This is a genomic window from Type-C symbiont of Plautia stali, assembly GCF_059730935.1.
This window is the reverse complement of record NZ_AP035923.1, coordinates 1042620-1058486: the sequence shown is the minus strand read 5'-3', so window position 1 is coordinate 1058486 and position 15867 is coordinate 1042620. Positions and strand designations below refer to the sequence as shown.

The following is a 15867-nucleotide window of genomic DNA, read 5'->3' as shown; positions in this document are numbered from 1 at the left end:
GCCCAACAGCCATTCAGTCATCTAAAGGAACACCGTATGACGGTAAAATTACGTCCGCTGGAGCGGGAAGATCTGCACTTTGTCCATCAGCTGGATAACAATGCCAGCGTGATGCGCTACTGGTTTGAAGAGCCGTACGAAGCGTTTGTGGAGCTTTCTGACCTGTATGACAAGCACATCCACGATCAGACCGAGCGGCGCTTTGTGGTGGAACACGACGGGCAAAAAGCCGGGCTGGTCGAGCTGGTGGAGATTAACCATGTGCATCGCCGGGCGGAGTTTCAGATCATCATCGACCCGGCGCATCAGGGCAAGGGCTTAGCCAGCAGAGCGGCAAAGCTGGCGATGGATTACGGCTTTTCGGTGCTCAATCTCTACAAGCTGTATCTGATTGTCGATCAGGAGAACGAGAAGGCGATTCATATCTACACCAAGCTCGGTTTTGAGGTGGAAGGCGTGCTGAAGCACGAGTTTTTCATCAACGGCGAGTACCGCAACACCATCCGCATGTGCATTTTCCAGCAGCAGTACCTGGCACAGCATAAATCCGGTAATGCGATGGTGAAGCCTACCGCGCAATAGGTTTAATATAAGTCGCAGGCTAAGATTTGAACCTGCCGATAATTTTGAAAATGTATTCAGATTATTTATGGAATAAACACATGGAAATACTCAAGGAGTTATGCCAGGCTTTTAACTACACAGTCAATGACTTATCAAGAATGATTGGTGTTGATGAAAAAGAAGTAAACGCTTGGATAAATAATAAATCCGAACCCGAGCTTAAATATTATCGGGATATGGCCTTGATTTTTGGAACAAGTGTATTTCATCTAAAAAACAATACAGGAAGGATAGTTACTACATCTGCTCATTATTGGATAACACAAGGCGTAATGGATGGTTTCTGGGGACATGCAGGAATAATATTAAACCAATCAAACTACACAAAGTGGTATCCTATCTCAGCTTACGAAAAAGTAAAGATTGAAGATGCCCTCGTCAGTGATTCACTATCGTTATCTTTAGAGACGTTAAATAATCGGCTACTATTAATCCGCAAAAAATCGATAAAACTACTACGTACATTGGACGATGCTTCTGATGGTACTGACGATTGGGAAATAGACTGGGATGATTATCAGGGTCTTGGTTGCGGTGAAATATATAACTTACTACATGAACATTTTGATCTAAACGATTATGATCCAGATTCGTTTTTGGACAATACTTCTGAAAAAGCTCGAGAAGTCATTTCGGCAATAATAAATGAATATAACCTTAATAGCGATAATTACAAAGAGTTAATATATGAAAGCATAATTCATCACACTGATGGCAAGAAAACCAAGATTATAATAAATGAAAACTGCATTCTTGACTTGGTTGAACAATTTGAAGATGAACAGACGTTCATAAGAATCGAGAATTATTTGGGTGATAAACTCTACTTTAATTTTGAGAAACTAGAAATGATTGAGATCCCCTTGTTTTTGTATCATAACAATCAACTAAATGATCAGGAAAAATAATAAAATGAAAAATAAAGAGATAACTACACTGCGTGGTTTTATAGGAATAATACTGGATAACGAAAATGACGAACAATACGATTATTTTTTCAGAGGTCACGCTAACAAGCATTACAAACTTGAGCCCTCGGTCTTTAGAAAAAATGAAAATGGTCAATATAAATGGGAAACCACAGAAGATATATTATTTAGAGAAATGATAATTTCCCACCCTGAAGAATTTGCATCTTCTAAACATACGATTGAAAAGCTTATTAAGATGCAACATTTTTCACTTCCGACAAGATTACTTGATATCACATCAAATCCTCTCATCGCCCTTTACTTTTCATGTAAAAACACAAATCAAACTGAGCTAGATAATAACGGAGAAGTTATAATCTTTAAAGTTAAAAAAGAAATAATAAAATATTATGACTCCGATTCTGCTAGTTGTTTATCAAATCTTGCAAAACTGTCAATCAGAGACAAAAGAAGTATAAGCTTTAATAAAAACACTGAAAACTTCAATGATCAGTTAGTTATCAAAAAGTTAGTTGGATTAGTGAGAGAAGAAAAAGCTCACTTTGAAAATAGGATCTCTCCCAGTACAATTAATGGGATTGTTTGCATAAAAGGAATAAAAAACAATACAAGAATAACATCCCAATCTGGTGCATTTTTCCTTTTTGGCCACCAAGTATCTTTTGATGAAGAGGGAATTAATGAAATTCACATTCAGAGGATCACTATTAAAAACAAACACTCAATATTAAAAGAACTAGACCTTCTTAACATTAACGAAAGCACTGTCTTCCCTCAAACTGATAGCTCAGCTAAATATATAGCTCAAAAATTCACCAGTGAGTTCAAGAAGCATAATTAATATATCAATTAAGAAATTGGCTCAGTATGAAAGTTATTCGGGTGTTAAAAGTCAGTTTATAGTTGGCTTTGAATTTTTATATTATTCAGCAGTACCTGGCGCAGCATAAATCCGGTAATGCGATGGTGAAACCTACCGCGCAATAAGTCAGTGCCCGTCATGAAACGGTGCGCCTGAAGGCGCACCCTACGAAAAACGGTGAAACGCACCACGTGAGTGTGGCTCAGGTCTGTAGGGTCGCCATTCATGGCGACCTGGCATCATGACAGCGCGTTAACCGCCGCGTGCGCCGACCACGTTGAGATGCGGCTGCGGGTGCGCTGGCTTCAGGTCATACATGCCGCCATAAAACGGATCGACCACCAGCCAGCCGGGGAAACCGAGCAGCGGAATATTACCCAGCACGTACCACAGGTTGGCACTTGCTTCGATGGGCAGCGTCAGCGGTACATAGCCCGGACTCTCCAGCATCACCTGATAATGTTTCTTACCGAAATAGGTGCCATTGGATTTCGCCAGATCCACCGTCTGCGGCGTATAGCCCTGCGCCACCGCGCGGCCGGTTTCATCCTGCACGGTGAAACGCGCGCCCTGCGGCACAGAGTCAATTTTTACCGGTTGCGTTTCGGTGCCGACAATGGTGGCACAGCCGCTCAGCAGCAGCGCGCAGGCGGGAAGAAGATGTCGCAGGTTCATAGCAGGTCCGCTTCAGAATCAGAAAGGACAGTCTAAACTGCCCTCTCGACCTTTTCACCCGCCTCAATCGCGCTATCAGTGGCGCTTTTCTGCGCTTTATTACGGTTGACAACAGGCGGCAATCGCCGCGATATCCTGCGGCGTGGTGCGGCAGCAGCCGCCAATCAGCCGTGCGCCCGCCTGTTGCCACTCGGGGAACTTATCGTGCAGCGTGCAGCCAGACGGCGCCGAGTGCCAGCTTTTGCTGACCGCATCATACTGCTCGCCGGAGTTAGGATAGACCAGCAGCGGCTTGTCCGTCAGCGCCTGTAGCGTTTGCAGCGCCGGCGTCACGCTCTCCAGCGCCACGCAGTTGAGGCCGACAGCGACCACCTGCGGCGCGTCATTGATGACTTCCGCCACCTTGCTCAGCGGCGTGCCGTCACTCAGGTGTTGCGCATCGCGCAGCGTGAAGGAGAACCACGCGCTGCTGTGCGGAAACTCCGCCAGCAGGCTAATCAGCGCCTGAATTTCACCAAACGATGGCAGCGTTTCACACGCCAGCAAATCCACGCCCGCCTCAAGCAGCGCCGCCACGCGCGGACGGTGGAAATCCTTCATTTCAGCAGCCGGCAAGGCGTAGTCGCCGCGATATTCCGCGCCGTTGGCCAGATAAGCGCCATAAGGACCGACCGATCCGGCCACCAGCAACGGTGCCTCGCTGCCAGAAGCAGCACGATAATCGTCGCGCGCCCGCTGGGCCAGCGCCACGCTCTGGCGGATCAGCGCGCTGGCCTGGCCGCTATCCAGTCCGCGGGCGGCGAAGCCCAGCGGCGTCGCCTGATAGCTGGCGGTGATCGCCACGTTAGCGCCGGCGGCGAAATAGTCATAGTGCACCTGATAAATCAGCTCGGGATTTTCCATCAGCACTTTGGCTGACCACAGCGTATCGGCCAGATTACAGCCGCGCGCCTCCAGCTCTGTCGCCAGCGCGCCATCCAGAATCAGGGTATCAGTGTGAGTCAGGGCCGCAGCGATGGGGTTACGCGACATCATCGGTCTCCTTAACGTTGAAATCGTGTTGGCGTTTTTGCGTCAGATAATAAGCAGCGTAGCAGAACAGTACAAAAGGAATGCCGCACCATAGCGCGATGCGCTGTGACGGGTCAAAGGCCAGCCCGATACACGCCAGCAGACACAGGGTAAATCCGAGGATCGGCACCAGCGGATAGAACGGGGCGCGGTACGCCAGCTGCTGCGGCGCATTGCCCGCCTGCAGATAGCGACGACGGAACATGTAGTGTGAGGCGCAAATGCTCAGCCACACCGCCACCACGGCAAAGCCGGAAATCGCTGACAGTGCCACAAACACCGTATCCGGGGCGATCACGCTGGAAAACAGCGCCAGCAGGCCGCCGAGCATACTCACGGTGATGGCCAGCTGCGGAATGCCGCGCCGGTTGACCCGGGCAAAGCAGCGCGGCAGCGTGTTTTCATTGGCCAGCGACCACAGCATCCGTCCTGAGGCGTACAGTCCGGAGTTTGCCGCTGACAGGATCGCGGTGAGGATCACGAAGTTGAAAATATCCGCCGCGTACGGGATGCCGATCTTTTCGAACACCAGTACGAACGGACTTTTAACGATGCCCGCCTGATCCATAGGGATCAGCGCGGCCAGCACAAAGACCGTGCCGATAAAGAAGATGATCAGGCGCGCCACGGTGGTGCGAATCGCCAGCGGCAGCGCTTTCTGCGGCTGCTCGGTTTCACCCGCCGCAATGCCGATCAGCTCGGTCCCGGAGAAGGCAAAATTCACCGCCACCATGGTCATCAGAATCGGCAGCGTACCGTGCGGTAGCCAGCCGGAAGCCGTCAGGTTGTGTAATCCCGGTGCCGCGCTGCCGTCTTTCATCGGGATGAACCCCAGCATCGCCGCCGCGCCCAGCACGATAAAGGCAATGATGGTGATCACTTTAATGATGGAGAACCAGAACTCTCCTTCGGCAAAGAAGCGCGTCGAGACACTATTCAGCAGATAAATGGCGACACAGAACACCAGGCACCACAGCCACACCGGCACCGTCGGGAACCAGTACTGCATGCAGAAACCGGCGGCGGTCAGGCTGGAGCCGAGCGCCACCGTCCAGGTGAGCCAGTAGAGCCAGGCCACGGTGTAACCGGTCGCCGGACTGAGGTAGCGCGCGGCGTAGACGTGAAACGCACCGGTTTCCGGCATCGCTACCGCCAGTTCGCCAAGACACACCATCACCAGCCATACCACCAGCGCACCAATCAGATAGGCCAGCAGCGTGCCCGCTGCGCCGGTGGTGGAGATGATGTAGCCGGTGTTGAAAAACAACCCGGTACCAATCACGCCGCCGAGCGACAGCATCACAAGATGCCGCACCTTCATGCTGCGCTTGAAGTTTGCCTGCGAAGGCGTCGGTTCAGTTTGCATTCTTTATATCCATATGGACGTCTAAACTTCTATATGGACACAGAGTTATACGCATCCGCGCGGCAATTTGCAACGTGGGAAAGGGTAAGGATTGGGAAAGCGTGTGCGGCCCCGCCGCGACGGGGCACACCAGTCAGGCGCCGAAGACGCCCTGCAGATAACGCTCAAGCGCCATGCGCGAGCTAAAACCGTGGGGAATACCGTAGTGTTCCTGCGAATCCCCCATCAGGTAGAGAGGGAACTGCGTGTAGTGGTCGCAGGTTTTCATCTCTGATGCGGGTTCAGCGAAGTGCTGACTTTTTTCTTTCAGGGTGGGATGAATGATCAACGCTGTGCGCCCCATGCGGGCTTCGCGATTCACATAGACATAGTTTTCGCCACGGCGATAACCATAAGTTTTGGGTGTCAGGACGTCCATTTCGAATCCTGCTTTTTCCAGTACGCGCGCTACCTCATCCGGACGTAAATACATGCTTGCTCCTCTCTTCTCACAGCCCCGCAACCTTACATCAGCACGACAGCACAGGACATTCGGAATTTCCCTAAAGCCTGGCACACGGCTGCGTTTAGTCACGTTTCGTCTACACTTAGTATTACGTTTTAAGTCAAAGGGAGCGAAAAATGTTTAATCGAACCAGCAAAAACGATGACATTGATATCAATCAGGATGTAAACGAACTGGCCGATTCGCTGGAAGCCTTACTGAAATCTTACGGCAGCGAAGCCAAAGATGAAGTGGATAGCGCACGCAGCCAGGCGCAGGCCCTGCTGAAACAGACGCGCGCTAAACTCAACGGCAGTGGCAACCGCGTGACTCAGGCCGCGCGCGATGCGGGTTATCAGGTGGATGCTTACGTGCATGACAAACCGTGGTACGGCGTGGGTGTCGGTGCCGCCGTCGGTCTGGTGCTGGGCGCACTGCTGATGTCACGCCGCTAAATCACTAAGAAATCATCAGGAGCCTCGCGTATGCGGGGCTTTTTTTTGCGCGTCACTCCGCATTAGCGCGCCGATCCGGTTGCTGTCAGGCCGGTTAAAATTGCCGCAAAACCCTTTACAAAAATTTTTTCCCTGCGCCAGGGCGCACCATCGCTGGCATTCGCCCTAATCCGACTGCTTAAATCACAAAACCCTATATCTGGTGGGCTTGACCACCAATACCACTACATCTAGTATTCAACACATCAACTCGCTACCAGATGTCAGCAGGGACGACGTTCGCAGCAAAAGGGTTTTTGCTTCGTATCTCGCAACCTGACCATAACCAGAGGGAAATACGAATCATGCGCATTATTATTTACACTAAGAGCCAGTGTGTCCAGTGTGACGCGACCAAAAATGCCATGGATCGCAGTGGCATCGACTATCAGCTGATTAACCTCGATAGCCAGCCGGAAGCCATCGATCAGCTCAAATCGCTTGGCTATCGCCAGGTGCCCGTGGTGATGACGCACAACGACCACTGGAGCGGCTTCCGTCCCGACAAAATCGCCGGCCTGCGCCAGCTCGCTGCCGTCGGGGGATAAAGCGATGTTTCCACTGGTCTATTTTTCCAGCCAGTCGGAAAACACGCACCGGTTTATCACCCGTCTCGGCCTGCCTGCGCGGCGTATTCCGCTCGACGCCACGCAGCGCCTGCACATCGACCAGCCCTATATTTTAGTGGTGCCGAGCTACGGCGGCGGCAGCGCGCGTGGAGCAGTGCCGAAACAGGTGATTCAGTTCCTCAATGATGACGCCAACCGGCGCGGTATCCGCGGTGTGATTGCTGCGGGCAATCGCAACTTTGGCGCGGGCTTCTGCCTGGCGGGCGACATCATTGCGCAGAAATGTCAGGTTCCCTATCTCTACCGCTTTGAGCTGATGGGAACCGCCGACGATATTGCCCATGTTAAAGCGGGAGTGACCCAATTTTGGCAACGACAGACACCCTGAACAGCACACAGCTGGACTACCACGCGCTCAACGCGATGCTGAACCTGTATGACGCGGATGGCCGCATCCAGTTCAGCAAAGATCATGAAGCCACACGCCAGTTCTTCCTGCAGCACGTCCAGCCGAACAGCGTGCCATTCGACTCGCACGGCGAGCGTCTGCGCTATCTGGTGGCCGAAGGCTATTATGAAGCCGGGGTGCTGAACCAGTACGATTTCGCCTTCCTGTGCCAGCTGCATGAAGAGGCTGACGCCTGGGGCTTCCGTTTTCACACCTTCCTCGGTGCGTGGAAGTTTTATACCAGCTATACGCTGAAAACCTTCGACGGCAAACGCTATCTGGAAACCTTTGAGCAGCGCGCCTGCATGGTGGCGCTGACGCTGGCGCGCGGTAATGAAACGCTGGCGCGGGAACTGCTGGCCGAGATGCTGAGCGGTCGCTTCCAGCCGGCTACGCCGACCTTCCTCAACTGCGGTAAACAGCAGCGCGGCGAGCTGATCTCCTGTTTTCTGCTGCGCATTGAAGACAATATGGAGTCGATTGGCCGCGCGGTGAATTCGGCGTTGCAGCTGTCGAAGCGCGGTGGCGGCGTGGCGTTTCTGCTCTCCAACCTGCGTGAATCCGGCGCGCCGATCAAGCGCATTGAAAATCAGTCGTCCGGCGTAATTCCGGTGATGAAGATGCTGGAAGATGCGTTCTCCTACGCCAATCAGCTTGGTGCGCGTCAGGGCGCGGGCGCGGTGTGGCTGAATGCGCACCATCCGGATATCCTGCGCTTCCTCGATACCAAACGTGAAAACGCTGACGAGAAGATCCGTATCAAAACGCTGTCGCTCGGCGTGGTGATTCCGGATATCACCTTCCAGCTGGCCAAAGAGAACCGCGATATGGCGCTGTTTTCGCCTTACGATGTTGAGCGTATTTATGGCAAGGCGTTTGCTGATATCAGCATCAGCGAGTACTACGAGGCGATGCTGGCCGACGATCGCATCCGTAAAACCTTCATCAAGCCGCGCGACTTCTTCCAGACGCTGGCGGAAATTCAGTTTGAGTCCGGCTATCCATACATCATGTATGAGGACAGCGTGAACCGCAGCAACCCGATTGCCGGTCGCATCAACATGAGTAACCTGTGCTCGGAGATCCTCCAGGTTAACAGCGCCAGCGAGTATCACGACGACCTGAGCTATCGCCGCGTCGGCAAAGATATCTCCTGTAACCTCGGCTCCCTGAATATCGCCCACGCCATGGACTCGCGTAATCTGGCGCAAACCGTGGAAGTGGCGGTGCGCGCGCTGACGGCGGTCTCCGAGATGAGTGACATCACCTCCGTGCCGTCGGTGGCGGAAGGCAATCGCCGTTCGCACGCTATCGGTCTCGGGCAGATGAACCTGCACGGCTATCTGGCGCGTGAAGGCATGGCTTACGGTTCGCCAGAGGCGCTGGATTTCACCAACCTCTATTTCTACTGCGTGACGTATCACGCCCTGCGCACCTCTAACCTGCTGGCGCAGGAGCGCGGCGCGAGCTTTGACGGCTTTGCGCAGTCGCAGTACGCCAGCGGCGCCTATTTCGACAAATATACCCAACACAGCTGGCAGCCGCGTACTGCCCGGGTGGCGCAGATTTTTGCCGATGCCGGCATCGCCCTGCCCGACCAGGCGGACTGGCAGGCGCTGCGTGCGTCGGTGATGCAGCACGGTTTGTATAACCAGAACCTGCAAGCGATTCCGCCGACCGGTTCCATCTCTTACATCAACCACGCCACGTCGAGCATCCACCCGATTGTGTCGCGCATTGAGATCCGTAAAGAGGGCAAAACCGGCCGCGTGTATTACCCGGCTCCGTTTATGACCAACGACAATCTTGAGCTGTATCAGGATGCCTACCAGATTGGTCCCGAAGCGATTATTGATACTTACGCCGAAGCCACCCGGCACGTCGACCAGGGCCTGTCGCTGACGCTGTTTTTCCGCGATGACGTCACGACGCGCGATATCAACAAAGCGCAGATCTACGCCTGGAAGAAAGGCATCAAAACCCTCTATTACATTCGACTGCGTCAGATGGCGCTACAAGGCACGGAGGTACAGGGCTGCGTTTCCTGTGCACTGTGATGATGACTATGCAACTTAAACAGATTCAGGCGATTAACTGGAACCGCATCCAGGACGAGAAAGATCTCGAAGTGTGGAACCGTCTTACCAGCAACTTCTGGCTGCCGGAGAAGGTGCCGCTGTCCAACGATCTGCCGGCATGGCAGTTGCTCGACCCGCAGCAGCAGCAGCTGACGATTCGGGTGTTTACCGGTCTGACGCTGCTCGACACCATTCAGAACGTCATTGGCGCACCGGGACTGATGGAAGATGCGCTGACGCCGCACGAAGAGGCGGTGCTGTCGAACATCAGCTTTATGGAAGCGGTACATGCGCGCTCTTACAGTTCGATCTTCTCCACGCTGTGTAACACCGCCGACGTGGATGCCGCCTACCGCTGGAGTGAAGAGAATGCCGCCCTGCAGAACAAGGCAAAGATCGTGCTGGAGCACTATCGCGCCAGCGATCCGCTGAAGAAGAAAATCGCCAGCGTCTTTCTGGAGTCGTTCCTGTTTTACTCCGGCTTCTGGCTGCCGATGTACTGGTCAAGCCGCGGCAAGCTGACCAACACCGCCGATCTGATTCGGCTGATTATCCGTGATGAAGCGGTGCACGGTTATTACATCGGCTATAAGTACCAGAAAGCGCTGGAAACCGTTGACGACGCGCGCCGCGCTGAGCTGCAGCAGTTCGCCATCGATTTACTGCTGGCGCTGTATGAAAACGAGGTGGTGTACACCGAAGCGCTGTATGCCGACGTGGGCTGGGCTGAAGAGGTGAAAACCTTCCTGCATTACAATGCCAACAAGGCGCTGATGAACCTGGGTTACGAAGCGCTGTTCCCGGCGGAGTTGACGGCGGTGAATCCGGCGATTCTGTCGGCGCTGTCGCCCAACGCCGATGAAAACCACGATTTCTTTTCGGGTTCCGGTTCATCCTATGTGATGGGTAAAGCGGTTGAAACCGAGGACGAGGACTGGAATTTTTAGTCGCGTGCGTTGCGCGGTAAAGGGTGCGCATTGCACCGTAAGCGGTGCGCATCAATGCGCACCCTACGGTTGGGTTAATCATGTCGCCTGAAATGCCCCCGGCGGTTAGGTTGATGCATCTGTAGGGTCGGCATTGATGCCGACCGGAACGCGCCCCAGCGGTTAGGTTGATGATACATCCACAGGGTCGGCATTTATGCCGACCAGGTTAATTTCATGCCGATCCCACCACGTTCTGGTCATTCATTTTCCTCTCCTGCATTCCCGCCATCCCCCTGAAATAAGGTTAATTCCGCGCGTGATTATTTTACCTATTTAGCGCCATTCATCGCCGGAATATTTCGCCTGACTAAGCGTGATTTATCCGCCTTCCGGCAATAATTCTGGCCGGAACCGGTTTAATTTCACAAAAAATTCAGAAAAAACTTACCCCGTCTCATCCCTTGCAGGCACTGGAATTAGCCACTATCGCGCCATACGTGTCACGCCAGATATTTCCGTCAAGGGTTGTCAGATAATCTCACTATGCTACGGTATAGGCGCTTAAATTTACGCAGGGTACAACAAGAAATAGTCAGACATTTAACCAGGAATTTCATTACTGCATGGCAATTAAACTCGAAGTAAAGAATTTATATAAGGTATTTGGCGATCATCCCGAAAAGGCATTTAAGCTGATTGAAAAAGGCGAGAGTAAAGAGAGTATTCTGGCGAAAACCGGCCTCTCACTCGGCGTCAAAAATGCCAGTCTGGCCATTGAAGAAGGCGAGATCTTTGTCATCATGGGGCTGTCCGGCTCCGGCAAGTCCACTATGGTTCGCCTTCTCAATCGTCTGATCGAGCCGACACGTGGCCAAGTGATTATTGATGGCGTCGATATTGCCAAAATATCCGACGCAGAATTGCGTGATGTGCGCAGAAATAAAATCAGCATGGTATTCCAGTCATTCGCACTGATGCCGCACATGACGGTGCTAAATAATACGGCCTTTGGCATGGAATTAGCTGGCGTGGCGCTGCAGGAGCGGCAGGAAAAAGCGCTCGACGCGCTGCGTCAGGTCGGGCTGGAAAATTATGCTCACGCCTGGCCTGATGAACTCTCCGGCGGAATGCGTCAGCGTGTTGGATTAGCCCGCGCACTGGCGATTAATCCGGATATATTGCTAATGGACGAAGCCTTTTCCGCACTTGATCCATTAATTCGCACGGAAATGCAGGATGAACTGGTAAAACTACAGGCGAAACATCAGCGCACCATCGTGTTTATTTCCCACGATCTGGATGAAGCCATGCGTATTGGCGACCGCATCGCCATCATGCAGGGCGGCGAAGTGGTGCAGGTCGGCACGCCGGATGAAATCCTCAATAATCCGGCCAACGATTATGTGCGCACCTTCTTCCGCGGCGTGGATATCAGTCACGTCTTCAGCGCCAAAGATATCGCCCGCCGCAGCGCCGGCGCGCTGATTCGTAAGGCCGCCGGTTTCGGTCCGCGTTCGGCGATCAAACTGCTGCAGGATGAAGACCGCGAATATGGCTACGTGCTGGAGAAACAGAAATTCATCGGCGTCGTCTCCACTGACTCGCTGAAAGCGGCACTCGCCGCCGGTGAAGGGCTGGATAACGCGCTGCTCGACGCACCGCTGGCGGTTCCTGCCGATACCTCGCTTAACGATTTGCTCTCTCATGTCGCGCAGGCGCCCTGTGCGGTGCCGGTGATCGGCGAAGATCAGCAGTACGTCGGTATCATTTCCAAAAGCACGCTGTTACGCGCTTTAGATCGTGAAGGAGCCCAGCCATGAGTGCACAAAACGCCAATCCATGGGAAAGCGCCAGCCAGACCAGCGCACCACCCGCCACCAGCAACGCCGCCGCCAGCAGCGATCCGTGGTCCGCGACAGGCAGTAGCACACCGGCTGACAGCAGCGCCAGCGCCGCCGATGCCTGGGGCAACGCCGCGGGCAGTACATCGGATGCCGCCAGCAGTGGTGGGCACGATGCCGTCAGCAGCGCCGCCAGCAGCAGCGACTGGCTGAGCAGCGCACCGGCCGCGGCGCCGGAGCACTTCAGCCTGCTGGATCCGTTCCACACCACGCTGATTCCGCTGGATCGCTGGGTCACCGAAGGCATCGACTGGGTAGTTACCCACTTCCGCCCGCTGTTTCAGGGCATTCGCGTGCCGGTGGATTATATCCTCAGCGCCTTCCAGCAACTGCTGATGGGTCTGCCTGCGCCAGTGGCGATCGTCGTGTTTGCGCTGATTGCCTGGCAGATTGCCAGCCCGGCGATGGGCCTCGCCACGCTGATATCGCTGGTGCTGATTGGCATGATCGGTGCCTGGTCCCAGGCGATGGTGACGCTGGCGCTGGTGCTCACCGCCCTGCTGTTCTGCGTACTGATTGGCCTGCCGCTTGGCATCTGGCTGGCGCGCAGTGAGCGCGCGGCGCGCATCGTGCGGCCCCTGCTGGATGCGATGCAAACCACGCCGGCGTTCGTCTATCTGGTGCCCATCGTCATGCTGTTTGGTATCGGCAACGTGCCGGGCGTGGTGGTGACGATTATCTTTGCCCTGCCGCCGGTGGTGCGTCTCACCATACTCGGTATTAAGCAGGTGCCGGCTGACCTGATCGAAGCCAGTGAATCTTTCGGTGCCAGCCCGCGCCAGATGCTGTTCAAGGTCCAGCTGCCGCTGGCGATGCCGACCATTATGGCTGGCGTCAATCAGACGCTGATGCTGGCGCTGTCGATGGTGGTCATCGCCTCGATGATTGCCGTTGGCGGTCTGGGCCAGATGGTGCTGCGCGGTATTGGTCGCCTCGATATGGGCCTTGCCAGCGTGGGCGGCGTCGGTATCGTGATCCTCGCCATCATTCTCGACCGCCTGACGCAGTCGGTAGGTCGCGACAGCCGCAGCCGTGGCAGCCGCCACTGGTACAGCAGCGGGCCGCTGGGTTTGTTGCTGCGTCCATTCAGTAAAAAAGCCTGATTTCTTTGGGTGGCCCGCTGCGGTCGCCCGTCTCCGACGTCACACGTAAAATAAGGAATGACTATGCGCAAGACAGCTCTATTCGCCGCCGTCCTGACCACGGTTGCCGCGACGCACGTGTCCGCCGCCGACCTTCCGGGCAAAGGCATTACCGTTAAACCGGCTCAGAGTACCATTTCCGAAGAGACCTTCCAGACGCTGCTGGTGAGCCGCGCGCTGGAGAAGCTCGGTTACACCGTTGAGAAGCCGAGTGAAGTGGATTACAACGTGGCTTACACCACCATTGCCGGCGGTGATGCCACGTTTATCGCCACCAACTGGCAACCGCTGCATGACGACATGTACAAAGCCGCCGGCGGTGATAATAAATTTTATCGCCAGGGCACCTACGTCAGCGGTGCCGCGCAGGGTTACCTGATCGACAAGAAAACCGCCGATCAGTATCACATCACCAACATCGAGCAGCTGAAGGATCCGAAGCTGGCCAAACTGTTTGATACCAATGGCGATGGCAAAGCAGACCTGACCGGCTGTACGCCTGGCTGGGGCTGTGAGGCGGTGATTAACCATCAGATTGAGGCCTACAAACTGAGCGATACCGTGGTGCACAACCAGGGTAACTACTCGGCGATGATTGCCGACACCATTACGCGCTTCAAACAGGGTAAACCGATTCTCTATTACACCTGGACGCCATACTGGGTGAGCGACGTATTGAAGCCGGGTAAAGATGTGGTGTGGCTGCAGGTGCCGTTCTCCTCACTGCCAGGCGCGCAGAGCAAAGTGGATACCAGACTGGCCAACGGCGCCAACTATGGCTTCCCGGTGAACACCATGCATATCGTGGCCAACAAAGCCTGGGCGGAGAAAAATCCGGCGGCGGCAAAACTGTTTGCTGAAATGAAGCTGCCGATTGGCGACATCAATGCCGAGAACGCCGCGATGCATGCCGGTCACGCCTCAGAAGCGGACATCAACGGCCACGTTGACGGCTGGATCAAAGCTCATCAGGCGGAATTTGAGAAATGGGTCAGCGACGCCATGGCGGCGGCGAAATAAGCCCACGCGGCACCTCGTCTCAGCCACGTGGTGCCGCCATTTTCCGCCCTCCCGCCCCGTCAGTAAGCGAAGCGTGCGCTATAGCGCACTGGTACGTCCTGTTAATTAACACAACATTGAAATAATTTTTTGGGTTATTATTACCCACATATGATTATTTACCCGCTTTTCCCACCAGCTATGTCTCCTTTCCGCCGCCCGCATCAGGTCCGTTGCGCCAGGATGAGTCTGCGTTATCGGTGGCATTCACCCTGCCACAGGCCGGTTATACGGCAGACGACGAACGGAATTCATCACGCCGCTGGTGCTGGCGCGTTACCCGGACTAACCGGTGCCTTGTCGATTAACCCATTGATTTACTCCGGCAAAGCCAGCCGGGAAAAGTGTTTAGAAAACGTAAAGATCAATGCAAAGTGGTGAGCGATACTGTTCATTAATGATTGGCTTTGTTATGGTTAGCCACACAGTTATTCACCTAAGTTATTTTTACTCGCGAAATTATTCAATCCACTGAAGGTTTCGCTTAGCGAATTGATGACGATGGCGGCTTTGTCTGCAAAGCGGCTGGTCAGGGCGCAGAGCCCAGGGTTATGGACCGACCTGGAACGCCAGGTGCTGACAGTGTGACGGTGCAAACAATCACAGGCGGAAAATATGACTACGCTTAATCTGTCACCCTCATTATTATATTTGTTGCAACTAAGAGGTTTTTAATGGAAAGCTCGTTTACTCCCATTGAGCAGATGCTAAACATCCGTGCTAATCGCCACAAAGATTTTCCGCTGCAGGAGATCATCCTGACCCGTCTGTGCATGCACATGCAGGGTAAGCTGCTGGATAATCGCAACAAAATGTTGAAGGCGCAGGGAATTAACGAAACTTTATTCATGGCGCTGATTACGCTGGACGCGCAGGAAAACCAGAGCATTCAGCCTTCTGAGCTGAGCTCGGCGCTGGGTTCTTCCCGCACCAACGCGACGCGCATCGCGGATGAACTGGAAAAGCGCGGCTGGATCGAGCGTCGTGAGAGCGACAACGATCGCCGTTGCCTGCACCTGCACCTGACGGAAAAAGGTAATGAATTCTTACGTCAGCTGCTGCCACCACAGCATCAGAGCCTGCAGTATCTGTGGTCCTCGCTGACTGATACCGAGCAGGAGCAGCTGGAAGCCATCACGCGTAAGTTGCTTAACCGTCTCGATAAAATGGACGAAGATCAGGTTATCGCTTCCCTGTCGCGTTAATAGCAAGAACTGCGACACAATCACCCAC

The 15867-nt window shown here is 53.9% G+C and carries 16 protein-coding genes; 12 read left to right on the top strand and 4 right to left on the bottom strand.

Going from position 1 to position 15867, the window contains the following annotated elements:
• Window positions 1-36 precede the first annotated feature (36 nt).
• The 3 genes from speG (at window position 37) to AC6I7J_RS04765 (ending at window position 2397) form a co-directional block, all read left to right on the top strand.
• A complete protein-coding gene (gene speG, locus AC6I7J_RS04775; protein WP_021506478.1) occupies window positions 37-582 on the top strand; it encodes a spermidine N1-acetyltransferase in 546 nt (181 codons plus the stop codon).
• Between the two features lie 80 nt (window positions 583-662).
• Entirely contained in the window at window positions 663-1532 is an 870-nt protein-coding gene (locus tag AC6I7J_RS04770) for a helix-turn-helix domain-containing protein (RefSeq protein ID WP_262257351.1), read from the top strand.
• Window positions 1533-1536: 4 nt separating this feature from the next.
• Complete coding sequence (locus AC6I7J_RS04765; RefSeq protein WP_262257350.1) at window positions 1537-2397, top strand: FRG domain-containing protein; 861 nt, start codon at window positions 1537-1539, stop codon at window positions 2395-2397.
• A gap of 273 nt (window positions 2398-2670) precedes the next feature.
• On the opposite strand, the gene AC6I7J_RS04760 is transcribed toward AC6I7J_RS04765, so the two are convergent.
• The 4 genes from AC6I7J_RS04760 to AC6I7J_RS04745 all read right to left on the bottom strand — a co-directional run bounded on the left by AC6I7J_RS04760 (window position 2671) and on the right by AC6I7J_RS04745 (window position 6002).
• Window positions 2671-3093, bottom strand: coding sequence for a hypothetical protein (locus AC6I7J_RS04760; protein ID WP_058758247.1), 423 nt, complete (start codon window positions 3091-3093; stop codon window positions 2671-2673).
• A 99-nt stretch (window positions 3094-3192) separates the two neighbouring features.
• Window positions 3193-4125, bottom strand: a complete 933-nt coding sequence (gene mmuM, locus AC6I7J_RS04755; protein WP_498007211.1) for a homocysteine S-methyltransferase — start codon at window positions 4123-4125, stop codon at window positions 3193-3195.
• The gene (gene mmuP, locus AC6I7J_RS04750) at window positions 4115-5530 is read right to left on the bottom strand and encodes an S-methylmethionine permease (RefSeq protein WP_132464654.1); all 1416 of its coding nucleotides are present in this window, start codon (window positions 5528-5530) and stop codon (window positions 4115-4117) included. The genes mmuM and mmuP overlap by 11 nt, the downstream gene beginning before the upstream one ends.
• 133 nt (window positions 5531-5663) lie before the next feature.
• Window positions 5664-6002 carry a DUF2002 family protein gene (locus AC6I7J_RS04745; protein WP_021506475.1) on the bottom strand — a complete coding sequence of 113 codons (339 nt, stop codon included), beginning with the start codon at window positions 6000-6002 and terminating at the stop codon, window positions 5664-5666.
• Between the two features lie 149 nt (window positions 6003-6151).
• On the opposite strand from AC6I7J_RS04745, the gene AC6I7J_RS04740 reads away from it, so the two are divergent.
• The 9 genes from AC6I7J_RS04740 to mprA all read left to right on the top strand — a co-directional run bounded on the left by AC6I7J_RS04740 (window position 6152) and on the right by mprA (window position 15839).
• Window positions 6152-6469: a DUF883 family protein gene (locus AC6I7J_RS04740; protein ID WP_021506474.1), complete on the top strand. Its 318-nt coding sequence runs from the start codon at window positions 6152-6154 to the stop codon at window positions 6467-6469.
• Window positions 6470-6813: 344 nt separating this feature from the next.
• Window positions 6814-7056 (top strand): glutaredoxin-like protein NrdH, encoded by a 243-nt coding sequence (gene nrdH, locus AC6I7J_RS04735; RefSeq protein ID WP_021506473.1) that lies wholly within the window; start codon window positions 6814-6816, stop codon window positions 7054-7056.
• A 4-nt stretch (window positions 7057-7060) separates the two neighbouring features.
• Entirely contained in the window at window positions 7061-7465 is a 405-nt protein-coding gene (gene nrdI, locus AC6I7J_RS04730; protein WP_021506472.1) for a class Ib ribonucleoside-diphosphate reductase assembly flavoprotein NrdI, read from the top strand.
• Entirely contained in the window at window positions 7444-9582 is a 2139-nt protein-coding gene (nrdE, locus tag AC6I7J_RS04725) for a class 1b ribonucleoside-diphosphate reductase subunit alpha (protein ID WP_498006916.1), read from the top strand. The genes nrdI and nrdE overlap by 22 nt, the downstream gene beginning before the upstream one ends.
• Before the next feature lie 8 nt (window positions 9583-9590).
• On the top strand, window positions 9591-10550 hold the full coding sequence (gene nrdF / locus AC6I7J_RS04720; protein WP_498006915.1) for a class 1b ribonucleoside-diphosphate reductase subunit beta: 960 nt from the start codon (window positions 9591-9593) through the stop codon (window positions 10548-10550).
• 605 nt (window positions 10551-11155) lie between these two features.
• Window positions 11156-12352, top strand: a complete 1197-nt coding sequence (gene proV, locus AC6I7J_RS04715) for a glycine betaine/L-proline ABC transporter ATP-binding protein ProV (RefSeq protein ID WP_021506469.1) — start codon at window positions 11156-11158, stop codon at window positions 12350-12352.
• On the top strand, window positions 12349-13536 hold the full coding sequence (gene proW, locus AC6I7J_RS04710) for a glycine betaine/L-proline ABC transporter permease ProW (protein WP_104188773.1): 1188 nt from the start codon (window positions 12349-12351) through the stop codon (window positions 13534-13536). The genes proV and proW overlap by 4 nt, the downstream gene beginning before the upstream one ends.
• 63 nt (window positions 13537-13599) lie before the next feature.
• Window positions 13600-14595, top strand: coding sequence for a glycine betaine/L-proline ABC transporter substrate-binding protein ProX (gene proX / locus AC6I7J_RS04705; RefSeq protein ID WP_498006914.1), 996 nt, complete (start codon window positions 13600-13602; stop codon window positions 14593-14595).
• A gap of 713 nt (window positions 14596-15308) precedes the next feature.
• Window positions 15309-15839 carry a transcriptional repressor MprA gene (mprA, locus tag AC6I7J_RS04700; RefSeq protein ID WP_021506466.1) on the top strand — a complete coding sequence of 177 codons (531 nt, stop codon included), beginning with the start codon at window positions 15309-15311 and terminating at the stop codon, window positions 15837-15839.
• The last annotated feature ends 28 nt before the right edge of the window (window positions 15840-15867 follow it).

What these genes read in the sequence shown, in the direction of transcription:
- AC6I7J_RS04760 (WP_058758247.1), bottom strand. Translation starts at nt 3,093, where the DNA reads ATGAACCTGCGACATCTTCTTCCCGCCTGCGCGCTGCTGCTGAGCGGC.
- mmuP (WP_132464654.1), bottom strand. Translation starts at nt 5,530, where the DNA reads ATGCAAACTGAACCGACGCCTTCGCAGGCAAACTTCAAGCGCAGCATG.
- AC6I7J_RS04770 (WP_262257351.1), top strand. Translation starts at nt 663, where the DNA reads ATGGAAATACTCAAGGAGTTATGCCAGGCTTTTAACTACACAGTCAAT.
- mmuM (WP_498007211.1), bottom strand. Translation starts at nt 4,125, where the DNA reads ATGTCGCGTAACCCCATCGCTGCGGCCCTGACTCACACTGATACCCTG.
- AC6I7J_RS04745 (WP_021506475.1), bottom strand. Translation starts at nt 6,002, where the DNA reads ATGTATTTACGTCCGGATGAGGTAGCGCGCGTACTGGAAAAAGCAGGA.
- nrdH (WP_021506473.1), top strand. Translation starts at nt 6,814, where the DNA reads ATGCGCATTATTATTTACACTAAGAGCCAGTGTGTCCAGTGTGACGCG.
- proX (WP_498006914.1), top strand. Translation starts at nt 13,600, where the DNA reads ATGCGCAAGACAGCTCTATTCGCCGCCGTCCTGACCACGGTTGCCGCG.
- proV (WP_021506469.1), top strand. Translation starts at nt 11,156, where the DNA reads ATGGCAATTAAACTCGAAGTAAAGAATTTATATAAGGTATTTGGCGAT.
- AC6I7J_RS04765 (WP_262257350.1), top strand. Translation starts at nt 1,537, where the DNA reads ATGAAAAATAAAGAGATAACTACACTGCGTGGTTTTATAGGAATAATA.
- mprA (WP_021506466.1), top strand. Translation starts at nt 15,309, where the DNA reads ATGGAAAGCTCGTTTACTCCCATTGAGCAGATGCTAAACATCCGTGCT.
- nrdI (WP_021506472.1), top strand. Translation starts at nt 7,061, where the DNA reads ATGTTTCCACTGGTCTATTTTTCCAGCCAGTCGGAAAACACGCACCGG.
- AC6I7J_RS04740 (WP_021506474.1), top strand. Translation starts at nt 6,152, where the DNA reads ATGTTTAATCGAACCAGCAAAAACGATGACATTGATATCAATCAGGAT.
- proW (WP_104188773.1), top strand. Translation starts at nt 12,349, where the DNA reads ATGAGTGCACAAAACGCCAATCCATGGGAAAGCGCCAGCCAGACCAGC.
- nrdF (WP_498006915.1), top strand. Translation starts at nt 9,591, where the DNA reads ATGCAACTTAAACAGATTCAGGCGATTAACTGGAACCGCATCCAGGAC.
- speG (WP_021506478.1), top strand. Translation starts at nt 37, where the DNA reads ATGACGGTAAAATTACGTCCGCTGGAGCGGGAAGATCTGCACTTTGTC.